This window comes from Arthrobacter sp. zg-Y40 (genome assembly GCF_020731535.1).
Taxonomy (GTDB): Bacteria; Actinomycetota; Actinomycetes; order Actinomycetales; family Micrococcaceae; genus Arthrobacter_B.
This window is the reverse complement of sequence record NZ_JAJFZS010000004.1, coordinates 261334-282109: the sequence shown is the minus strand read 5'-3', so window position 1 is coordinate 282109 and position 20776 is coordinate 261334. Positions and strand designations below refer to the sequence as shown.

Genomic DNA, 20776 nt, shown 5'->3' with positions numbered 1-20776 from the left:
CGCTGCCGGTCCGGCCGCGGCATGCTTCCAGCCCTAGTATCCGTTCAGCAGGGATTCGAGCCAAATATCCGCGTCCCGGAAAGCTTCGTCGCTGGTGTGCCGGGAGACCTCGGGCTCCCGGCGGTCCGCCCGGGGGTAGGAGCCGAGGAAACGCATTTCCGGGCTGATCCGGTGCAGGCCCTTCAACGCATCCGCCATCCGGGCATCGGCCACGTGCCCGTCGGCGTCAATGCTGAAGAAGTAGTCGCCGAGGAACATGCCGGTGGGGCGGGACTCGATCCGGCTCAGGTTCACCCCGCGGGTGGAGAACTGCTCCAGGATTTCCATCAGGGCACCCGGGTGGTCCTCCGGCAGCGGGATCACCAGGGTGGTCTTGTCCGATCCGGTGGGCTCGGGCAGCAGGCCAGGCTGGCTGATCATCACGAACCGGGTCACGGCGTCGCGCACGTCTCCGATGTCTTCCCGCAGCACCGTCAGCCCCAGCCGTTCGGCGACCAGCGGCGCGCAGATAGCAGCGTCGAAGGAGGGCTCCGCGCCGCTAAGTTCCACGGCGGCTGCGGCGGTGGAGGAAGCAGGGAGATATTCCGCTTCGGGAATATTCGCCGCTGCCCATTCGCGGCACTGGGCCCAGGCATGCGAGTGGGTGGACACGGTGCGGACATCCTCAAGCGCCACTCCCGGCCGGGCTGCCAGCACAAAGGTAATAGGTACCAGGATTTCGCGCAGGATCCGCAGAGTGGCGCCGGCCGAAAGCGCATCGAGGGTGGCGCTGACGCCGCCCTCCACCGAGTTCTCGATCGGAACCACGGCGGCATTGGCCTGACCGGAGCGGACCATTTCCAATGCGGTGTTCACGCTGGCGGACGGAACACGGACGGCATCCTTCGCGCCGGGCACCTGCAGCAGGGCCGCTTCCGTGAACGTTCCTTCCGGGCCGAGATAGGTGTACACCACGGTCTCGCCCAACGGGCCGGAATGGTGCGGAGCAGCTTGGGCGTGCGCCGTGTGCGTCATCGAACGGTCGGCTCCTGGCCATTGTCCGAAACCATGGGCTTGCCCGCTTCCAGCCAGGCGCCCATTCCGCCGTTGACATTAACGGCCGAGTAGCCCTGTGCGTCCAGCCACGCAGTGGCGCGGGCGCTGCGGCCGCCGGTGCGGCAGATAACGGCCAGATCCTGGTCGGGGTCCAGGCTGTCAAGGCTTTCGGGCAGCTGGTCCAGCGGGATATGGACGGCGCCGTCCACGTGGCCGGCCTCCCATTCATAGTCCTCCCGCACATCGAGGATTTTTGCGCCCTCCGGAATGCTGTCTACGGATACGCTCTGCATCTCACTCATTGCTGCCCTCACTGTTGAACCGGGTTGTTCCGCGCCGCCGCCGCACCCGGGCTTCCGGGGCCGCGGCGTTCGTTTTGTCCAGCCTATAGTGGGACGCGGCCCGAAGAAATAAACGTCCAGGTCCCATGCACCGGAGGTACAAATTGCCCGCTCCCCACGAGATGACCGCCGTCGAGCTGCGGGATGAACTGGCAGCCGGCAGGCTCGGCGCCGAAGAGGTGACCACCCACTACCTGCAGCGGATCGAAGAGCTCAACCCCGCGCTGGGCGCCTTCCTCACGCCCACCCCTGAGCTTGCCGTGGCCGAGGCGCGGGCCGCTGATGCGCGGCGCGCCCGGGGAGAAAAGCTGGGCATGCTGCACGGCATGCCGCTGGCCCACAAAGACCTGACCGATGTGGCCGGCGTCCGTACCACCATGGGCAGCGCTGCGTTGAAGCCGTGGACGGCGGACACCGACGGCCCGCTCCCGGCCGTACTGCGCCGGGCCGGAGCCATCAGCCTCGGCAAAACCCAGGTGCCGGAATTCGGGCTGAGCAGCTACAGCGAAAACCTGGTGGGCCCGCCGGCGCGGAACCCGCGGGATCTGCGGTTGAGCCCCGGCGGATCCTCCGGTGGCAGCGCAGCGGCCGTAGCTGCCGGGCTGATTCCCTTCGCACCGGGCACCGACGGCGGCGGTTCGGTACGCATCCCCGCCGCCGCCACCGGGCTGGTAGGGCTTAAGCCCAACCGCGGCAGGGTCCCCTCCGGCTCCGCCCAGCAGGATTTGGGCCAGTTTGTGGTGGCCGGTCCACTGGCCCGAACCGCGGCCGACGCCGGACTGCTGCTGGACGCCATGGTTGCCGGGCCGAACCACCGCGCCACCAGCGCACCGCCGTCCACGGACGGCTTCCTGGCCGCTGCGCAGCGAGCCGAAGGCACATTCCGGATAGGCGTCAGCACCCGCTCACCCTTCGAGTCCAGGCTGGAGATCCGCCTTGATCCCGAGGCGCTTCAGGCGCTCGACGCCGGGTCGGCCGCGCTAACTGCGGCAGGCCACGACCTGGTGGACACGGACCTGCGCTACGACGAACGGTATCCGGATGCGTTCGAGGCGGTGTGGACGGCGTTCCTGGCTACGGCTGTGCTGGAGCCGGGGGCCGAATCGGAACTCACCGGCATTGCAGCGTCCAAGCGGCAGCGGGCACTGGGCCGAAGCGCCGCGGACCTGGTCACGGCCATTGACATCCTGCGCACCTTCGAAACCGACACCATCCGGCAGTTCGGTGCCTATGACATGATCCTCACGCCGTCCCTGGGCATGACGCCGCGGCCCATCGGCTGGTACACGGACGGCGGCGGGGAGGAAGACTATGTACGGCAATGCCTCTACTCGCCGTTCACGTCCATGGTTAATGTGTGCGGACTTCCCGCCATCTCCGTCCCCGTGTACAACACGGAGGCCGGACTGCCGATGGGTATCCAGCTCATCGGCCGTCCGGGGGCCGAAGCCGACCTGCTCGCCGTCGCCGCGCAGCTTGGCTACTGACCCCGGTTCCCCATCCAGGCGGGGCCGCTAATCCGTGAACAGGCCGGCGAGCAGCCGGTCGGACTCCCGTTGGCCCGCGAGGTCATAGGCTCCCCCGGTGGCCAGGAGTTCATCGGCACCGGTTGCGGCCACGAGCCCGCCCAGCCTCTCGCGGACCTGGTCCGGGGTGCCGTGGATGGAATTGGCCAGTGATTCCCGGATAAGTTCCTGCCGGCGTTCCGGGCCTTCCGCAGCGCTGCCGCTCCCGGCCAGGGCGGGGAACACACCCTTGGTACGTGAATCGGCCAGGGCCGCGGCCTCGGGGAGGAGCAGTTCAACGGCGGCCCTTTCCGTGCCGGCAACCGCCACGTTCACCGCGGCCAGCACGTAGGGGCGCGGGAACCGGTCCGAGGGGCGGAAGGATGTCCGGTACCGTTCCAGCACCTGCCCGGGGTTGTTTCGGAACAGGCCCGGCCCGCCGAAGACCAGGCCCAGGCCCGCACGCGCAGCAATATCGGCACCCGCTCCGGTGGCCAGCACAAAAACCGGGGTTTGGCCGGAGTCCCGCGGCCGCGCCGTGATCGGTGCCGTGCCGTCGAGGTAGGCCAGCAGTTCCGCCAGGTCCGCTTCGAACCGTTCGGCCTCAGCCTTTCCTGCCTTTAGTGCCCGCCGCACCGCCTGCGTGAAACCCACCGAACGGCCCAGCCCCAGGTCAATGCGGTCCGGGTAGAGGGCGGACAGGGTGGCGGCCTGCTCGGCGACCAGCAGCGGCGGATGGTTGGGCAGCATGATGCCGCCGGAACCGATGCGGATGCTGCTGGTCCGGGCGGCAAGGGCGGCCATCAGCACCGCCGGTGCTGAACCGGCAACACCGGCCACGGCATGGTGTTCGGCCACCCAGAAGCGCCGGTACCCCAGCGCTTCAGCGGCTTCGGCACGCTCGAGGACTGCCTGCAGGGCATGGGCCTCGGAAAAGCCCAGCCGTGAGTTGGCGCGGTCAAGGATCGAGAGGGGGACGCGGGTGGGCATACCGGTGGCAACCCTGCACACTCCCCCGGAATTCCGGCTGCTTGTAGGCAGCGCCCCGGGTTTGCGCAAAATCCGGGCGTAACGGGGGCCCTATTGCACGTAATCTCGCGGAAATCGACCTGCAAACGGGTGACCTTCAGCACATGGTTAAGGGAAACCTGCCCGGTTCGGGGCGGAATACGCCGGTTTTCCCGGCGCTTACCCCCGCGGGGAGTGGGACCATTAATCCGTGAGCCATACCCCCAGTAACCCAGGCGTCCAAGAAGCGCGTAAAACCTTCTTCGGCCATCCCCGGATGTTGGCCAATCTTTTCAGTGTCGAGTTGTGGGAACGCTTCTCGTTCTACGGCATGCAGGGCATCCTGCTGTACTACATGTACTACAGCGTCACCGAGGGCGGCCTTGGCATCGATAAAGCCGTCGCCACCTCACTGGTGGGCGCATACGGCGGTGGTGTGTACCTGTCCACCATCATTGGTGCGTGGCTTGCGGACCGGGTCCTCGGATCCGAACGCGTGCTCTTCTACTCCGCCGCGATTGTTGTGCTCGGCCACATTTCGCTGGCCGTGCTCCCGGGCGCAGTGGGACTGGCCGCCGGCCTGATCCTGATTGCCCTGGGTTCCGGCGGCGTCAAAGCCAACGCCACTTCGCTGGTGGGGACCCTGTACGACGAAAAGGATGAACGGCGCGACGCCGGTTTCTCCCTCTTCTACATGGGCATCAACCTCGGCGCCCTGGTCGGCCCCCTCCTCACCGGCCTGCTCCAGGTGAAGCTCGGCTTCCACTACGGCTTCGGCCTGGCTGCCATTGGCATGGCCATCGGCCTCGTCCAGTACGGCCTGACCCGCAAGTACCTGCCCGAGGCTGCCCACCAGGTGACCAACCCGCTGCCGCGCCGCAAGTACGCCACCATGGGCGGCGTTGCCGCCGGCGTTGTGGTCATCGTTGCCCTGGCCGTGGTCTTCGGCCTGCTCAAGGCGGAGAACCTCGCAGTGGTCATGGCGACCGTGGCCATCCTTGCCTCGATCGCATACTTCGTGATCATCCTGCGCAGCCCGAAGGTGGGCGCCGTCGAACGCCGCCGCGTGTACTCCTTCATGCCGCTGTTCATCGCCAGCGCCGCTTTCTGGGCCCTGTTCCAGCAGCAGTTCACCGTGGTGGCGCTGTACGCGGACACCTCGCTGGACCGGTCCATCTTCGGCTTCACCATGCCGGCGGCCTGGGTGCAGTCCATCAACCCGATCTTCATCATCATCTTCGCGGCCGTCTTCGCCGCGGTCTGGACCAAGCTGGGCGACCGGCAGCCGTCCTCGCCGCTGAAGTTCTCCCTGGGACTTGCCGTAATGGGCCTGGCCTTCCTGGCCTTCATCCCGTTCTCGGGCGGCGGCCCCAACAGCACCCCGCTGCTGGCGATCGTCGGCATCCTGCTGCTGTTCACCTTCGCGGAGCTGTTTATCTCCCCGATCGGCCTGTCCGTGGCAACCAAGCTGGCGCCGGAAATTTTCCGGACCCAGATGGTGGCGCTGTTCTTCCTTTCGGTCTCACTGGGCACCACGCTGGCCGGCTGGCTGGCACAGTTCTACGACCCCGAAACCGAGGTCAGCTACTTCCTGTTCAGCGGCGGAACCGCCATTGTCCTGGGCATCGCCCTGGCAGCGGCGACCCCGGCCATCAAGAAGCTGATGAGCGGCGTGCGCTAACCGGCACAACAGTTTCAGTTCCACCAGGACGGCGGCACCGGGCAACCCCGGGGCCGCCGTTCTTTTTGCCTGCCGTCACATGCTTGGCCTGCGCCCGGCGTCGTGGTTAGGATGGGCACCAGCTTCAGGAGACACGGCCGCCAAGCTCCGACTTGGCCGTGCACCAACCCCATGCTTCGCGGGTGGTTCGGATGACGAAGCGGCCTGCACCGCCTTTTCCAGGCATCCGGTGCAGGCAAGAGCACGTGAATCCCAAGGATTATTTCCATGCGCAAAAGCACCGACCGTATCCTGGCCACCCATGCCGGTTCCCTGCCCCGCACCCCCGAACTCCTCGCGGCCAACGCAGCCCGGGACGCGGACCCCTCCGACACCGGGGGCTATGCCGAACTGCTCAGCGACGCCGTCGCCGACCTGGTGCTGCGCCAGCAGCGGGCCGGCATCGACATCCCCAACGACGGCGAGTACGGGCACGCGATGTCCGCGGAGGTGGACTACGGGGCCTGGTGGTCCTATTCCTTTGCCCGGCTCAGCGGCCTGACCGTGGCGGAGACCGGCATCTGGGAGATGGAGCCCGTCCGTTCCGAGCCGGGAAAACCGGTCCTCACCAGCTTCGGTGACCGCCGCGACCGCGGGCGCTTCCGCGAGGCCTACACCGACCCGTCGTCGGGCATCACCACCGGCGCCCAGAAGGTCTTCCCGAAGGTCACCGGCAAGGTGGAATACACCGGGTACGACGCCGTTGCCGGCGACATCCGAAACCTCAAGTCAGGGCTTGCGGCAGCGGGGCTGGAGGAAGGTTTCCTCGCCTCGCTTTCCCCCGGTTCCTGTTCACGCATCGCCAACGAGTACTACGCCACCGAGGAGGAGTTCATCTACGCCTGCGCGGACGCGATGCGGGAGGAATACAAGGCGATTATCGACGCCGGCCTGATTGTGCAGATCGACGATCCGTCCATTGCGGAGAACTGGGACCAGATCAATCCCGAGCCGTCCGTCGAGGACTACCTGCGCTTCACCGAAATCCGGGTTGAGGCCCTGAATTACGCACTGCGCGGCCTTCCCGAGGAGCAGATCCGCTTCCACCTGTGCTGGGGCTCCTGGCACGGACCGCACACGACGGACATCGAGTTTCGGCACCTGGCGGACACCCTGCTGAAGATCAACGCCGGCGGTTACAGCTTCGAAGCCGGCAACGTACGGCACGAGCACGAATGGCGGGTCTGGGAAGACACCAAGCTGCCGGGCGGCAAGGTGATCATTCCCGGCGTCGTCTCCCATGCCACGAACGTAGTGGAGCATCCGGAGTTGGTGGCGGACCGGATTGAGCGCTTCGCTCGGCTGGTCGGCCGCGAAAACGTGATTGCGTCTACGGACTGCGGGCTGGGCGGCCGCGTGCACCCGCAGATCGCGGCGGCCAAGCTCGAAGCCCTCGGCGAAGGTGCGCGGCTGGCCAGCAGCCGTCTATGGTGACCCGGTGCGGGCAGGCTTGGTGTGCCCTAGAGTGGGATTCGTAAGGCTACTGATGAATTACCTTCAAGGAGCTGATGATGACTGATCCGAAAGCCGACGACCCTAAGAACGAGCCCGCGAATCCGATTGAGAACGCGGTGGAAAACCTGATGTCCACCTCCGCGGAAGTTCCCGACGGCAGCGGCAGCCAGGACCACTCCGACCCGCGCACGGAGGTCCACTCCAACCTTGCGCAGGGCCTGAACTCCGACAACGAGAATTTCAAGGCCAAGCACAACGACAAGTGAGGGCTTCCTAGCTGTCCAGCCCGGCGGCGGCCAGCGCCAGCATTCCGCTGGCCGCCGCCAGCAGGCCCAGGCCGCCCAGGGCGTTAAAGGCGCGGCCGCCGTCTTGGCGCAGGCCCCGGCTAAACAGGACCGCTGCGCTCAGCCAAGCCGCCAGGAACACCAGGACCGGCAGGACACCGGCGGCGAATCCGGCGGCCTGCTCGGCCCAGGCCGGGAGTTCGAACTGCCGGCGCTGGCTCCAAAAAAACCAGAAAACCGGGGCGGCGCATACGTAGATGATGTTCAGGACCGCCATGGCTGCCCGGGTGCCGCGGCGCATTCCGGGCTGAAGCTGCGCCGGTACCGCACTGGCCGCCATGGTGTGCCCCTCTCCGCCGCGCCCTCGCGGCTGTCCGATCGAGCATACGGCCGGACGGGCAGCTTTACACGTAGGCAGGCGTCTGCCGCACCTGCCGTTTCTTTGGCATGCTTAGGGGTATGTCTAATCGTGCAGGAAAACCCGCTGAACCATCCGACCTTGTAGATCTCACCGCGCTGTTGGACGCCTATTACGACGTCGCACCGGATCCTTCGAACGTGGCGCAGCGCGTTGCGTTCGGTACTTCCGGGCACCGGGGATCATCGCTGAACGGCGCCTTCAACGAGCAGCATATTGCCGCCATCACGCAGGCGATCGTTGAGTACCGCCGTTCTGCGGGCATCACCGGACCCCTGTTCATGGGCAAAGATACCCATGCCCTGTCCGAACCGGCGCAGAACACCGCATTGGAGGTCCTGGCGGCCAACGGCGTGAACGTGCTCATTGATGCACGGAACGGCTTCACCCCCACCCCGGCCGTCAGCCACGCCATCCTGAAGTACAACGCCTCACGGACGGACCAGTCCGACGGCATTGTGGTGACGCCCTCGCACAATCCCCCCGCTGACGGCGGCTTCAAGTACAACCCGCCCACGGGCGGGCCGGCCGGTTCGGACATCACCAACTGGATTGCCGACCGCGCCAACGAACTGCTGGAAGCCGGCCTGAACGGAGTGAAGCGCATTCCGCTGGGCGAAGCACGCCTGGCCGATTCCGTGGGCACGTACGACTTCCTGCAGAACTACGTCGAAGACCTCCCCTCGGTGCTGAACCTGGATGCGATCCGCAGCGCCGGCCTGCACATCGGCGCCGATCCGCTGGGCGGTGCTTCTGTGGACTACTGGGGCGCCATTGCGGAGCAGCACCAGCTGAACCTGACCGTAGTGAACCCCAACGTGGATCCGCAGTGGGCATTCATGACCCTGGACTGGGACGAGAAGATCCGCATGGACTGCTCCTCCCCGTACGCCATGGCCTCCCTGATTGCCCGCGCCGACGAATACGACATAGCCACGGGCAACGACGCCGACGCCGACCGGCACGGCATTGTCACCCCCGACGGCGGGCTGATGAACCCGAACCACTACCTGGCCACGGCCATTGACTACCTCTACCGCAACCGCTCAGGCTGGAGCGCAGACGCCATGGTGGGCAAGACCCTGGTGTCCTCCTCCATGATCGACCGCGTGACGGCGGACCTGGGCCGGGTGCTGATGGAGGTTCCCGTGGGCTTCAAGTGGTTTGTCCCGGGCCTGCTCTCCGGCGAGACCGCTTTCGGCGGCGAGGAATCCGCCGGCGCTTCCTTCCTGCGCCTGGATGCCAGCCCGTGGAGCACCGACAAGGACGGTCTCCTGCTGGCCCTGCTCGCCTCGGAAATGACCGCAGTGACCGGCAAGACCCCGTCCCAGCGGTACCGCGAACTGACCAACAGGTTCGGCGACCCGGAGTATGCCCGCGTGGATGCCCCGGCTACCCGCGAGCAGAAGGCGGCGCTGGCCAAGCTCTCGCCGTCGGACGTCACGGCCACCACCCTGGCCGGCGAGGAAATCACTGCCCGCCTTACTGAAGCCCCCGGCAACGGCGCACCCATTGGCGGACTGAAAGTGACCACGGAAAACGCCTGGTTCGCCGCACGCCCCTCCGGCACGGAGGACGTATACAAAATTTATGCCGAGTCCTTCAAGGGCTTGGAGCACCTGCACCAGGTGCAGGCCGAAGCCAAGGCCATTGTGGACGGCGTCATCTCCTAGCGATACCGCGTTAACGGCCAAAGGGCGGACCAGGAGGTCCGCCCTTTTGCCGTTAACGGGCGCTAGAGCAGCCGGCGCAGGATCTGTTTCTTCACTCCGTTGTACGGCGGGTACGCGAACCGGAGCGTATCCAGCAGGGTCCCCTTGCTGAAGACCGGGCGCAGCTGGCTGAACGTATCGAAGGAGTACTTCCCGTGGTACGCGCCGGTGCCGCTGGCCCCGGCGCCGCCGAACGGCAGCCCCGGCACGGCCAGCTGCACGGTGCTGGCGTTGTGGTTGATGCTGCCTGCCCGCACGCCGGCCTCGAACGCCTGCCGCGCAGCTGCCGAATTGGTGTACAGGTAGGCGGAGAGCGGAACCGGGCGGGCGTTGATGAACTCCATCGCCTCGTCCAGGTCCTTCACAGTCAGCACGGGCAGGATGGGTCCGAAAATCTCTTCCTGCATCACCGGCGACTGCGGATCCACGTCCGTAAGGATGGTCGGTTCAAGATACAGGCCGGCACGGTCGCTGCGGCCGCCGGCCAGGATTGTCCCGCTGTCCAGCAGCCCCACCAGCCGCTCCCAGTGCTGTTCATTCACGATCCGGCCGAAGTCCCTGCTCTTGGCCGGGTCCTTCCCGAACAGTTCCGCCACGGCCTTGACGAGGTGTTTGCGCAGTGCGGGCGCGGCTTCCTCGGTGACCAGCACGTAGTCCGGCGCCACGCAGGTCTGTCCGGCGTTGAGCAGCTTGCCGAACACCAGACGCCGGGCGACGCCGGCCCAGTTGCCGTCCAGCACCACGGCTGGGGATTTGCCGCCCAGCTCCAGGGTGACCGGAGTCAGGTGCTCGGCTGCTGCCTGCAGCACAATCCGTCCCACACGCTCCCCGCCGGTGAAGAAGATGGAATCAAAGCGTTCCTTGAGCAGTGCGGTGCTGATGTCCTGCCCGCCCTCGACCACCGCGACGGCGTCGGAATCCAGGTAACGCGGTACCAGGTCGGCGAGTACCGCAGAGGTGGCCGGGGCCAGTTCGCTGGGCTTGAGCACGGCCGCGTTACCGGCCGCCAGGGCGCCCACCAGCGGGGCCAGCACCAGCTGCACCGGATAGTTCCACGGCCCGATGATCAGCACCACACCCAGCGGCTGCGGCTCTGTTTTCGCCGACGCAGGCAGCAGCCCCAGCGGCACCGGAACCCGGCGGCTGCGGGTCCACTTGTCCAGGTGCTTCAGCGCGTGCTCGGCCTCGGCCCGGACCAGAGACAGTTCCGTGACGTAGCTTTCCAGCGGGTTCTTGCCCAGGTCCGCTGCCAGTGCGTCCGCCAGCTCCTGTTCGCGTTCCCGGAACAGGCGGATGAGGCCCGTGAGCTGGGCGCGCCGCCACGCCGGCGGACGGGTGCGCCCGGATGCGTAGGCCTTCCGGACCCGCGCCAGGACGGCCGGCACCACTGCCGGGGATTCGGCGGAAAGGGAGGATTCCGGGTCCGGGAAGGCGGAAACCATTTCGCTCATGCCTTGGCCTCTTCCTTTGCGCCATCCGCCGCCGGTTTCCGTCCGGTGAAGTGGTCCATGGACTGGTAAACCTTGAAAACACGGCCGGCCACCACGTCCCAGGCCGGCTGCGGCAGCACATTGCGCAGGGCACTGCCCAGGGCCACGGTCCACGGCAGCTGGATCCGTGCCTTGCCGGCCAGCATCGCCCCCCAGGCCCGGTCCACCACGTGCTGCGGTTCCATCAGCGGGGTCAGCAGCGGCCCGCGGGCACCTTCGAACATCCCGGTCTTGATGTAGCTGGGGATCAGGGTGGTGACGGCCACGTGGCCGTTGCCGGATTCATTCAGCTCCAGGCGCATGGAGTCGCTCCAGCCGATCACGGCCCATTTCGACGCCGTGTACACACTCATCTTGGGCACGGACAGCGTGCCTGAGGCGGAGGCAACGTTGAGGATCCGGGCCGGGGTGCGGCGTTCGATCATCCCGGGCAGGAAGGCCCGGGTCACCTGCATGGGTGCCAGGGTGTTCACGGCCATCACGGCGTTGATGTCTGCCTTCGGGGCGTGCTCCCAGAAGTATTTGCCGCGCACAATGCCCGCGTTGTTGATGAGGATGTCCGGAACGCCGGCGTCGCGGATCACCTTTTCCGCCGCAGCCTCAATGTCCGGCAGTGAACTGACGTCCACCGGATAGGGGTAGACAGCCGATGCGCCCTGCTCGCGCAGTTCGGCGGCGGTGCCTTCCAAGGCCTCGGCGTTGAGGTCCCACAGCACCACCGCGGCCGCGCCTTCACGGACGGCGCGTTCGGCATAAAGCCTGCCCATGCCCATTGCCGCGCCCGTGATAAGGACCACCCGTCCTGAAACTGAAATGCTCATGCTGCTCCATCGTCTAGCGGTACGGATTCAACGTTGTGACCGGTCCGCGCGGCGCGCGGGTCTTATTGCAACGTAACATCCCGGCAATCGTTGCCGGTTAGAATTTTGGTAAAACCCCCTGTCTTCGGAAGGCACAACCATGAGCAGATTCGGTACGGCCTGGACCCTCCATGGAGACGGTAAGACCATCAAGCCCGGCGCCTATGTTGCCCCTGAGGAGCGCCTGAGCTGGCCGCGCACCATCGGCATTGGTTCCCAGCACGTTGTGGCGATGTTCGGCGCGACGTTCCTGGTTCCGCTGCTGACCGGCTTCCCGCCTGCCACCACCCTGCTGTTCTCCGGTATCGGTACGATCCTGTTCCTGATCATCACCGCCGGAAAAGTGCCCAGCTACCTCGGTTCCTCCTTCGCCTTTATCGCCCCCATCACCGCGGCCACCAGCCAGCACGGGCCCGGCGGTGCGCTGGGCGGCATCATCATGGCCGGCGCGGCGCTGTTCCTCATCGGCCTGGCCGCGCAGGTGGCCGGCACGCGCTGGATCCAGCTCCTGATGCCGCCGGTGGTCACCGGTACCATCGTGGCGCTGATCGGGTTGAACCTGGCCGGCTCGGCCCGGACCAACTTCGAAAAGGGGCCGGTGACGGCTGTGGTCACGGTGGCCGTGATCCTGCTGGCCACGGTCCTCTTCCGCGGATTCTTCGGCCGGCTGTCCATCCTGATCGGCGTCCTGGCCGGCTACGGGGTGGCCATGCTGCGCGGCGAAGTGGATTTCGAGGCGATCAGTTCCGCGGCCTGGTTCGGCCTGCCGGACTTCCACGCGCCGAGCTTCCACTTCTCCGTGATCGGCTTGTTCGTGCCGGTGGTGCTGGTGCTTGTGGCCGAGAACGTCGGGCATGTGAAGTCCGTGGCCGCCATGACCGGCCGGGACCTGGACCCGTACGCGGGCCGGGCGCTGATGGCCGATGGCCTGGCGACCATGCTGGCCGGTTCAGGCGGCGGTTCGGCCACCACCACCTATGCCGAGAACATCGGCGTGATGGCCGCCTCCCGGGTGTACTCCACCGCGGCCTACTGGGTGGCCGGCATTGTGGCCGTCCTGCTCAGCCTGTTCCCGAAGTTCGGTGCGCTCATCGCCACCGTTCCGCCCGGTGTGCTCGGCGGCGCCGGCGTCGTGCTGTACGGCATGATCGGCATCCTGGGTGTGCGGATCTGGGTGGATAACCGGGTGAACTTCTCCAACCCGATCAACCTGTCCGCCGCCGGCCTTGGCCTTATCGTGGCCATCGCGGACTTCACCTGGGTCATTGGGGACCTGACTTTCGGCGGCATTGCCCTGGGCACCGGCGCGACCCTGGTGGCCTACCACGGCATGCAGGCCATCGCCCGCTGGCGGGGCACCGACCCCGACGAGCCGGCGGAGGACGCCGGGGCCACCCCCAGCCGGCTGGGCTAACGGCGGCGGAACGGCGGCCGCGGGCGCTCAGGCGCCTTCGAGGACCTGCCGGGTTGCCCAGGCAACGTATTTTGCCGCCTGGGACATTGCATCCTGCGGCCGCTGCACCACATCCAGCAGGCTGACGGCCGCAACAATCCCGTACTCCTGCAGTTGGTCCGGGGTCAGTGTGATCTGCCCGGCCACGGCAACCACGGGAATACCGGCATCCCGGGCCCGGGCCGCAACTTCCAGCGGAGCCTTCCCGTAGCGGGACTGGTTGTCCAGGGAGCCTTCGCCGGTGAGGACCAGATCGCAGCGGGTCAATGATTCATCAAGTCCGGTGAAGGCCGAGAGCAGTTCGAATCCCGGGTGCAGGGATGCCCCGGTGAAGGCCAGGAACCCCGAGGGGAAGCCGCCGGCCGCACCCGCCCCGGGGACATCGACGTCGACGCCGGTGGCCTCCTTGAGGAGCCGCGCCCAGTTGTCCAGCGCCTCTTCGAGCAGCTGCTGCTCCGCTGCGCCCGCGCCTTTCTGGCCGCTGAAGACCGCCGCCGTTCCTTCATAACCCAGGAGCGGGTTCCGGACGTCGGCGGCAATCCGCAGGTCCACCCCCGCCAGCCGCGGATCCAGTCCGGACGCGTCCACTGATGCCGCGTTCAGCAACCCCGCGCCGCCGGGCGGCACAGGATTTCCATCCCGGTCCAGGATCTTCAGGCCCAGCGCGCACAGTGCCCCGGATCCGCCGTCGGTCATGGCCGAACCGCCGATGCCCAGGATGATGGTTTTCGCCCCCGCATCCAGCGCGTGGGCGATCAGCTGTCCGCTGCCGTAGCTGCCTGCAGCCAGTGCCGTTTCCGGGGAAGGATCCAGCAGGACCAGCCCCGAGGCGCGTGCGGTTTCGATCAGGGCCGTGTCGCCGGACAGGGCCCAGACGGCCGTGGTGTCCCGGCCCAGCGGCCCCGTGACGCGGGCCGTGCGGGGTTCGGCACCGGCGCCCAACGCGGCATCCAAGGTGCCCTCGCCGCCGTCGGCCACCGGAACCACCGTCACGGTGGCCTCGGGGTACACCGCGAGCACTCCCTCAGCCATGGCTGCCGCGGCTTCTGCGGAGGTGAGGGAGCCTTTGAACTTGTCCGGGGCAATAACTACGCGCATGTCTTCATCCTGCCAGCCGGGGGTGACATGGCGGCTACCTGTCTTCGACGCCGCCGCGCCCCTACCGCCACTGCCCGCGGTCCTTGAGCACCTTCACCAGGAGGTCTGACCGGTCCGAGACGATGCCGTCCACACCCAGGTCCAGCAACCGGTTCATGGTCTCTTCGTCATTGACGGTCCACACATGGACCTGCAATCCGGCACGGTGGCAGCGGCTCAGGAAGGACGAGGTGACCACGCGGACCGGTCCGAATGCCACCGGCACCTGGATGCATTGGAACCGGCCCAGCCGGGATACCAGGCCGGCGGCGCCTAGCGGCGCCAGCAGCCGCAACAGGACGGTCAGGGCAGTGCCCGCCGAGCTGGCCGCGGGCCGGCCCAGGTGCTTCAGTGTGCGGAGGCGGCGTCGGTCCGAGAAGGACGCCACCAGCACCCGGTCCTGCGCCGAGTGTTTTTCGATCAGCGCGGCGAGCAGTTTTGCGCCTGGTGCGTCCTTGACATCCACGTTCAGCCGCATATCCGGCCATTCGGTCAGCAGTTCCTCGAAAGTGGGGATCCGTTCGGAGCCGGCCACCAGGACCTCGTTGAGCTCACGGCTGGTGAGTTGGCTGATCTTTCCCGCCACTCCCCCGGAAATCCGGTCCACCGTCTCGTCGTGGAAGGCCATCAGGACGCCGTCCCGGCTGGTGCGCACGTCCGTTTCCAGGTAGCTGATGCCTAGGTCGGCGGCGGCGCGGAACGCGGCGAGTGTGTTCTCGTACCCGTCCGGAGAAAAGCCGCGGTGCGCCAGGGCAATGGGCTCGGGCCGGTCCGCTGCGCCGGACGGCGGATTGTCACGGGGCGCACGGAAGTACGCATGCATTGCGTTCACGCTCGTACTTTATCCAACCTGCGGCACGCACTGGGCCGGGCAGCACCGCTCCCGGACTCCGCGGCCCTAGAATGGCAGGACCCCGACCCCGGCTGGCTCCGGGCTGATGGAGGTTCCGTGGCTGACGTTCTTCCCGCCCCACGCCGCTTTGAGCGGTTTGTGCACTGGCCGCTGCAGTGGCTTCGGGGCAGTGTCCGGCGGTCGCCGGCCACCTTGGTTTTTATTGCCTCCTTCTGGGTGCTCGGAGCGCTCACTTCCTCGCTGGTTACGGGCCCGGAAGGGCCCCTGCAGGACTGGGCCACCCTTTCCGCGCATACCTTAACCGGGAACCCGGCGGCCCTGCTCCTGTGCTGTCTCTGGGCCAGCGGAATCGGAGGCTATATAGGCGGTACGCTGCTGGCCCTGATGGCCGGTTTGTCCTGCGAGCGGCTGCTGGGCACCGGACGGTTCCTTATGGTTGGTTTCACCGGGCAGATTGCTGGCGCGCTGCTTGCCATCGGTTTCGCGTCTGCCACCAGTGCCTCGATCGGTGACTGGTCCCGCGCATTGGTGTCCGAATCCTATGTTGGTCCGCTTGCCTTCATCGCCGCGGTTGTGGCCGCAGCCAGCGCCCAGGTCAGCACTTTGTGGCGCAGGCGCCTGCGGATCACCATGTTCACCCTGCTGGTATTGCTGGCCCTTTACGCCGGGAGGTTCACAGACCTGATGGTCCTGGGCGCGGCCGTTACGGGTGCGTTCATGGGACCGTTCCTGGCCGGACGGCGGCCCACGGTCCCGGAGCGGCTGGTCACCAGCCGGCGCGAGGCCGCAGTCCTGGTGGCGCTGGTGGTCCTTGCCTCCGCCGTCGGACCCGTTATTGCCGCGCTCAGCACCTCCGCAGTGGGACCGCTTGCAGTGCTGCGGTATCTGTTCACCAGCGTCGAGGTGAATACTCCGAACGAGTTGGCGGAGCTCTGCAATGGATCTGCCGCCGCCCGCGAGTGCGCCGTGGCCCGCATCCAGTTGCGCGCCGGACCGGCCGGGTTCTTCCTGGCCGTCCTGCCCCAGGTCCTGTTGGCCACCTTCTCCGAGGGGCTGCGGCGCGGCCGCCGGTTTGCCTGGCTGGCAGCATTGCTGCTGCAGGGCACCATGACGGTGCTGGCCACCGTCCGGCTCGGGCGGGCCCTCGCCCGAGGTGAGCTTGCCCTCCTGCCGCCGGGACCAGGCCTTGTCATTGCGCTGGTCCTGCCCATGGTGGTTCCATTGGCGGTCTTTGTGCTGCTGCTTTTCACCCGCCGGTTGTTTCCGGCCCGCGCCCCCGACGGAACCTACCGCCGGGTGGCCGCGGCTGTCGGGACATCCGCGGCGGTGCTGGCCTCTCTGTATCTCGTTGCCGGACTGCTGAACCGCGACGGTTTCAGCCCGGCTGCCACCCTGGGGCTGCTCGCAGCGGACCTGCCCGGGCGGTTTCTTCCCATTGCCGAGGTGGCCTACAGTACGCCTGCCCTTGACCCGGAGAGTCTTCCCGCCGTCCTGGTCTACGAAGGCGTGGGCGTGTTGTTCTGGGTATTAACCTGCCTGCTCCTGCTGCGTTCCTTCCTGGTCCCGCCACGGAACCTGACAGCCCGGGATGAAGAGCGGGCCCGTTCGCTGCTGAAGACCCATGGTGGAAGCACCATGGCCTGGATGACCCTCTGGCAGGGCAACACCTATTGGTTTTCCCCCACCGGCAACTCCTATGTGGCCTATCGGGTGGACAGCGGCGTGGCGGTCACGGTGGGAGACCCCGTGGGGCCGCCCGGTGAACTTCAGCAGACGGTGGCGGGCTTTGCTGAGTCCTGCACGGACAACGGCATCACGCCCTGCTTCTACTCGGTGGGCGGGAAGGTGCGTGAGTTGACTGCTGCGCTGGGGTTTTTATCCCTGCAGGTGGCCGAGGAAACCGTGCTTCCGCTGGGCTCACTGGCTTTCAAGGGCAAGAAATTCCAAGACATCCGCACCGCGATGAACGCTGCCCGGAAACAAGGCATCAGCGCGCAGTGGATCAGCTATCCCACCGCTCCCCTGGCCGTGCTGGACCAGTTGCGGGCCATCTCCGAGGAATGGGTGGCAGATAAGAAGATGCCGGAAATGGGCTTCACTTTGGGCGGGCTGCAGGAGTTGGATGATCCGGAAGTCCGCTGCCTGGTGGCCGTCGACAATGACGGAACGGTCCATGCCGTGACATCCTGGCTGCCCGTGTACCGGGACGGGATTGTGGCCGGCTGGACGTTGGACTTCATGCGCCGGCGCGGTACCGGTTTCCGTCTGGGAATGGATTTTCTGATCGCGTCCGCAGCCCTGTCCCTGCAGGATGAAGGGAGCCGGTTCCTGAGCCTTTCCGGAGCACCCCTGGCCCGGGCGGTGGCCCGGGAGCCGGGCGTCGACGGTTCACCGGTGATGGACCGTCTGCTGGATCTGCTCGGCGCAACCCTTGAGCCGGTTTACGGCTTCCGTTCCCTTCTGGCCTTCAAGTCCAAGTTCGCCCCGCAGTACGTGCCGCTTTTTATGACCTACCCGGATCCGGCCGCACTGCCGGCCATCGCCAACGCCCTGACCCGGGCCTACCTTCCGGATCTGTCCCTGGGCCAGGGGCTTGTCCTCGCCCGCCGGATCGTGGAACGGACAGGATGATGTCCCTGTCACTGGTCGACGGCATCCTTCCGATCGTCCTGCTGATCCTGGGCGCTGTCTCCCTGGTCTGGCTCGGCGTCAGCGGGCAGCGCCTGGGCTGGAAGCGCGCCCTGGCCGTTGTGCTGGCGGCATGCGCCCTTACCGCACTGATCTACGTGCTGGCGGAGAATGTATTCCATTGGTGGAATGCTTCCCTGCCGCGGCTGCTCTACCTGTTCAGCGCCCTGACCATCCTCGGGGTCCAGTTGGCGGTGTTGCGCGTGCTCGCGCCGGGCATCCGGATCCGCCGGCGGATAGCCGGCGTCGCGGCGGGTGTCCTGGTGCTGCTGGCCCTGGCCGGCACGGTGAATATCGCCTACCACCAGTACCCGACGGTAGCCGCACTGTTCACCCCGCGACCGGTCACGGATGATCCGCTGCCGCGGCCGGCGGAGGTCCGCCGGGACCTGCCTGCGGCGTCGGTGGAAAACTGGACTGCGCCACCGGGCATGCCTGCCGCCGGCAAGGTGTTCCACCAGCAGATCCCGGGGGGCCGGTCCGGATATACCTCCAATCCGGCGCTGATCTACCTTCCGCCGGCTTATCTGGCCGATCCGGGCAACGTGAACCTGCCGGTCCTGGTTCTGGTCCACGGGCAGCCGGGGTCCCCGGAGGATTGGCTGGTCAGCGGCGGACTGGCGGAGATCATGGATTCATTTGCCGCGCGGCACCACGGCCTGGCCCCGGTAGTGGTGCTTCCGGACCTCAGCAATGCCGGGAACAGCAACTGGCCGTTGTGCCTGGATACCACGGTCAGCAACTCGGCCACCTATTTGGCCCAGGACCTGCCGGCCTGGGTACAGGACAATCTGGGCACCGGTACCGCGGGGCCGCAGCAGTGGGCGATCGGCGGTTATTCCTACGGCGGCACGTGCGCCGTCCAGCTCGCCGCAAACTATCCGGGGGTTTATCCCACCTTCCTGGATATCGCCGGGGAGGACGAGCCGACCGTCGCCGGCGGCCACCAGGAACTGTTGGACACCTACTTCAACGGTGACGAGGACGCATTCCGGAAACAGAACGCCGCGGACCTGTTTGCCGCAATGCGGTTTCCGGATACGGCCGGAATCGTCGTCGTCGGCCAGGATGACAAGGTCTACGCGCCGGAGGGAAAGACGGTGTACGACGACGCCACGGCGGCCGGTGCCAATGTGCAGTTCCAGACGCTTCCGGGCGGGCACTCCTGGCAGGTGTGGGGTGCCGGATTGGAAAACAACCTGAACTGGTTGTGCACCCGGCTTGGGATACTGGAACCATGACCCGCGACCCTGGACCACACACCCGCACCGGCCGGACCGGCGGCGGAACGGGCAGCCGGATCCGGGACCTGCTGCAGTGGATCAGCCGGGTATCCTCCCCGCATGTAACCCTGCTGCTGATCCTGGCCGTGGGTTTGGTGCCCGCACTGGCCCTGACCCTGGTCTCCGCCGAGGTTTACGAATCAGTGGCCGAATCCGACGGTATTGCAGGCCTGGACCGGCCGGTTCTGGAATACGCCCTGACGCTGCGGTCCCCCGGCCTGGACGCCGCCGTCACGGGGTTCACCAACCTGGCCGGCAGCATCGGCATGCCGATCATCGCCGGGCTGACAGTGCTGGGGATGTGCCTGCGCTGGCGGTCCTGGACACCGCTGGTGCTCACTGCAGCGGCGGCGGCCGGCTCCCTCCTGATGACGATTTCCGGGAAGGCGATCATCGGGCGCACCCGCCCGGACCTGGCCGACGCCGTTCCTCCGTATGAGTCCTCCGCCTCATTTCCGAGCGGACACACCCTGAACTCAATCGTGATCGCCGGGATCCTTGCCTATTTGGTGATCCTGCATGTGCACACCCGCCGCGCGAAGGCCGCTGCGGTGCTGGCGGCCGCCGTGTTTACCCTGGCCGTGGGGCTAAGCCGGGTCTATTTGGGCCACCACTGGCTTACGGACGTTCTGGTTGCCTGGACCCTTGGAGCGGCCTGGCTGGCGGTGGTGATTACCGCACACCAGCTTCTGCGGCGCCTGCACGGTCGCCGAGAAGCCGTTCCAGGATCACCGCCACGCCGTCGTCGTTGAAAGCGGGGGCCGTGAAGTCCGCCGCCGCACGGGCTGCGGCATGGCCGGAGGCCATCGCATAGCCGTGCCCGGCCCAGTCCAGCATCTGGATGTCATTGGGCATGTCGCCGAAGGCCACGGTCTCCTCGGCGGTGATCCCCTTCTGCGCGGCGTAGTCCGCGAGTGTGACGGCCTTGTTCAGCCCTGGCAGGGACATTTCCAGCAAGGGCATGGTGGGTGCGGAGTGGGTGGTGGCCACCAGTGATGAGACCGCCGGTGCCACCCGGTGCAGGAACTCGTCCGGCGAGATCCCGGAGGCACGGGCCAGGAACTTGGCCACGCCGGCCTGGCCGTTCAGGGATTCGTGAAGCGGGCGGGGAACAATGCCGCCGAGGATTTCGGTGGATCCGGTGTCTGAGAAACCGGGTTCCAGATGGATCCCGTCCACGGTTTCGGCTGCGAAGGTGACTGCGGGGAACAGGTCCCGGATGACTTCCGCGGCGGAGAACATCTGCGCAAGCGGAAGCAGGCTGCTGGCCAACACCTTCCCGGCCCCGAGGTCATACGTGATGGCTCCGTTGGAGCAGATGACGGTACCTGTGTGGCCGATCCGCTCGCGCAGCGGATCCAGCCAGCGGGGCGGGCGTCCGGTGACGAAAACGACGTCGATCCCCGCGTCCCGGCAGGCCTGGAAGGCGCGCACCGTCCGGTCGCTGATACTGTTGCCGGCTCCCACAATGGTGCCGTCCATGTCACTTGCTATCAGCCGCACCGGGCCACGCTGCTCCTGCATGCCTTTTAGC

Annotated in this window: 18 protein-coding genes and 1 riboswitch; of the genes, 9 read left to right on the top strand and 9 right to left on the bottom strand. The window is 67.0% G+C overall.

Features of this window, described 5'->3' with window-relative positions:
• Positions 1–33: 33 nt before the first annotated feature.
• Together pheA and LJ754_RS06280 are read right to left on the bottom strand one after the other, a co-directional pair.
• Positions 34–1014, bottom strand: a complete 981-nt coding sequence (pheA, locus tag LJ754_RS06285) for a prephenate dehydratase (protein ID WP_227925969.1) — start codon at positions 1012–1014, stop codon at positions 34–36.
• Positions 1011–1337, bottom strand: coding sequence for a rhodanese-like domain-containing protein (locus LJ754_RS06280; RefSeq protein WP_227925968.1), 327 nt, complete (start codon positions 1335–1337; stop codon positions 1011–1013). The genes pheA and LJ754_RS06280 overlap by 4 nt, the downstream gene beginning before the upstream one ends.
• Before the next feature lie 143 nt (positions 1338–1480).
• On the opposite strand from LJ754_RS06280, the gene LJ754_RS06275 reads away from it, so the two are divergent.
• Positions 1481–2863, top strand: coding sequence for an amidase (locus tag LJ754_RS06275; RefSeq protein ID WP_227925967.1), 1383 nt, complete (start codon positions 1481–1483; stop codon positions 2861–2863).
• Positions 2864–2890: 27 nt separating this feature from the next.
• On the opposite strand, the gene LJ754_RS06270 is transcribed toward LJ754_RS06275, so the two are convergent.
• Entirely contained in the window at positions 2891–3871 is a 981-nt protein-coding gene (locus LJ754_RS06270; RefSeq protein WP_227925966.1) for an MsnO8 family LLM class oxidoreductase, read from the bottom strand.
• Between the two features lie 295 nt (positions 3872–4166).
• On the opposite strand from LJ754_RS06270, the gene LJ754_RS06265 reads away from it, so the two are divergent.
• From LJ754_RS06265 to LJ754_RS06255, 3 genes are all read left to right on the top strand, one after another.
• Positions 4167–5570: a peptide MFS transporter gene (locus LJ754_RS06265; protein ID WP_231706176.1), complete on the top strand. Its 1404-nt coding sequence runs from the start codon at positions 4167–4169 to the stop codon at positions 5568–5570.
• 122 nt (positions 5571–5692) lie between these two features.
• A riboswitch (SAM riboswitch) is annotated at positions 5693–5818 on the top strand.
• A 19-nt stretch (positions 5819–5837) separates the two neighbouring features.
• Entirely contained in the window at positions 5838–7043 is a 1206-nt protein-coding gene (locus tag LJ754_RS06260) for a cobalamin-independent methionine synthase II family protein (RefSeq protein WP_227925964.1), read from the top strand.
• Between the two features lie 77 nt (positions 7044–7120).
• Complete coding sequence (locus tag LJ754_RS06255) at positions 7121–7330, top strand: hypothetical protein (protein WP_227925963.1); 210 nt, start codon at positions 7121–7123, stop codon at positions 7328–7330.
• Between the two features lie 7 nt (positions 7331–7337).
• Here LJ754_RS06255 and LJ754_RS06250 read toward each other — a convergent pair whose 3' ends face one another.
• Entirely contained in the window at positions 7338–7688 is a 351-nt protein-coding gene (locus LJ754_RS06250) for a hypothetical protein (RefSeq protein ID WP_227925962.1), read from the bottom strand.
• A gap of 119 nt (positions 7689–7807) precedes the next feature.
• On the opposite strand from LJ754_RS06250, the gene pgm reads away from it, so the two are divergent.
• Positions 7808–9439, top strand: a complete 1632-nt coding sequence (gene pgm / locus LJ754_RS06245; RefSeq protein WP_227925961.1) for a phosphoglucomutase (alpha-D-glucose-1,6-bisphosphate-dependent) — start codon at positions 7808–7810, stop codon at positions 9437–9439.
• A gap of 62 nt (positions 9440–9501) precedes the next feature.
• On the opposite strand, the gene LJ754_RS06240 is transcribed toward pgm, so the two are convergent.
• On the bottom strand, positions 9502–10929 hold the full coding sequence (locus LJ754_RS06240) for an aldehyde dehydrogenase family protein (RefSeq protein WP_227925960.1): 1428 nt from the start codon (positions 10927–10929) through the stop codon (positions 9502–9504).
• The gene (locus LJ754_RS06235) at positions 10926–11789 is read right to left on the bottom strand and encodes an SDR family NAD(P)-dependent oxidoreductase (protein WP_227925959.1); all 864 of its coding nucleotides are present in this window, start codon (positions 11787–11789) and stop codon (positions 10926–10928) included. The genes LJ754_RS06240 and LJ754_RS06235 overlap by 4 nt, the downstream gene beginning before the upstream one ends.
• 139 nt (positions 11790–11928) lie before the next feature.
• Here LJ754_RS06235 and LJ754_RS06230 point away from each other — a divergent pair, with 139 nt between their 5' ends.
• Positions 11929–13242 carry a uracil-xanthine permease family protein gene (locus tag LJ754_RS06230; protein ID WP_227925958.1) on the top strand — a complete coding sequence of 438 codons (1314 nt, stop codon included), beginning with the start codon at positions 11929–11931 and terminating at the stop codon, positions 13240–13242.
• Between the two features lie 27 nt (positions 13243–13269).
• Here LJ754_RS06230 and LJ754_RS06225 read toward each other — a convergent pair whose 3' ends face one another.
• Together LJ754_RS06225 and LJ754_RS06220 are read right to left on the bottom strand one after the other, a co-directional pair.
• A complete protein-coding gene (locus LJ754_RS06225) occupies positions 13270–14379 on the bottom strand; it encodes a glycerate kinase (RefSeq protein ID WP_227925957.1) in 1110 nt (369 codons plus the stop codon).
• 61 nt (positions 14380–14440) lie between these two features.
• Entirely contained in the window at positions 14441–15241 is an 801-nt protein-coding gene (locus tag LJ754_RS06220; RefSeq protein WP_231706175.1) for a glycerophosphodiester phosphodiesterase, read from the bottom strand.
• Between the two features lie 126 nt (positions 15242–15367).
• On the opposite strand from LJ754_RS06220, the gene LJ754_RS16920 reads away from it, so the two are divergent.
• The 3 genes from LJ754_RS16920 to LJ754_RS06205 are packed head-to-tail and all read left to right on the top strand — an operon-like array spanning position 15368 to position 19994.
• Complete coding sequence (locus LJ754_RS16920; protein WP_227925955.1) at positions 15368–17902, top strand: bifunctional lysylphosphatidylglycerol flippase/synthetase MprF; 2535 nt, start codon at positions 15368–15370, stop codon at positions 17900–17902.
• A complete protein-coding gene (locus tag LJ754_RS06210) occupies positions 17902–19200 on the top strand; it encodes an alpha/beta hydrolase (RefSeq protein ID WP_227925954.1) in 1299 nt (432 codons plus the stop codon). Before LJ754_RS16920 ends, LJ754_RS06210 begins: the two co-directional genes overlap by 1 nt.
• Positions 19197–19994 (top strand): phosphatase PAP2 family protein, encoded by a 798-nt coding sequence (locus LJ754_RS06205; RefSeq protein WP_227925953.1) that lies wholly within the window; start codon positions 19197–19199, stop codon positions 19992–19994. Before LJ754_RS06210 ends, LJ754_RS06205 begins: the two co-directional genes overlap by 4 nt.
• On the opposite strand, the gene LJ754_RS06200 is transcribed toward LJ754_RS06205, so the two are convergent.
• A complete protein-coding gene (locus LJ754_RS06200; RefSeq protein ID WP_227912568.1) occupies positions 19915–20766 on the bottom strand; it encodes an HAD family hydrolase in 852 nt (283 codons plus the stop codon). The genes LJ754_RS06205 and LJ754_RS06200 overlap by 80 nt on opposite strands.
• Positions 20767–20776: the final 10 nt, after the last annotated feature.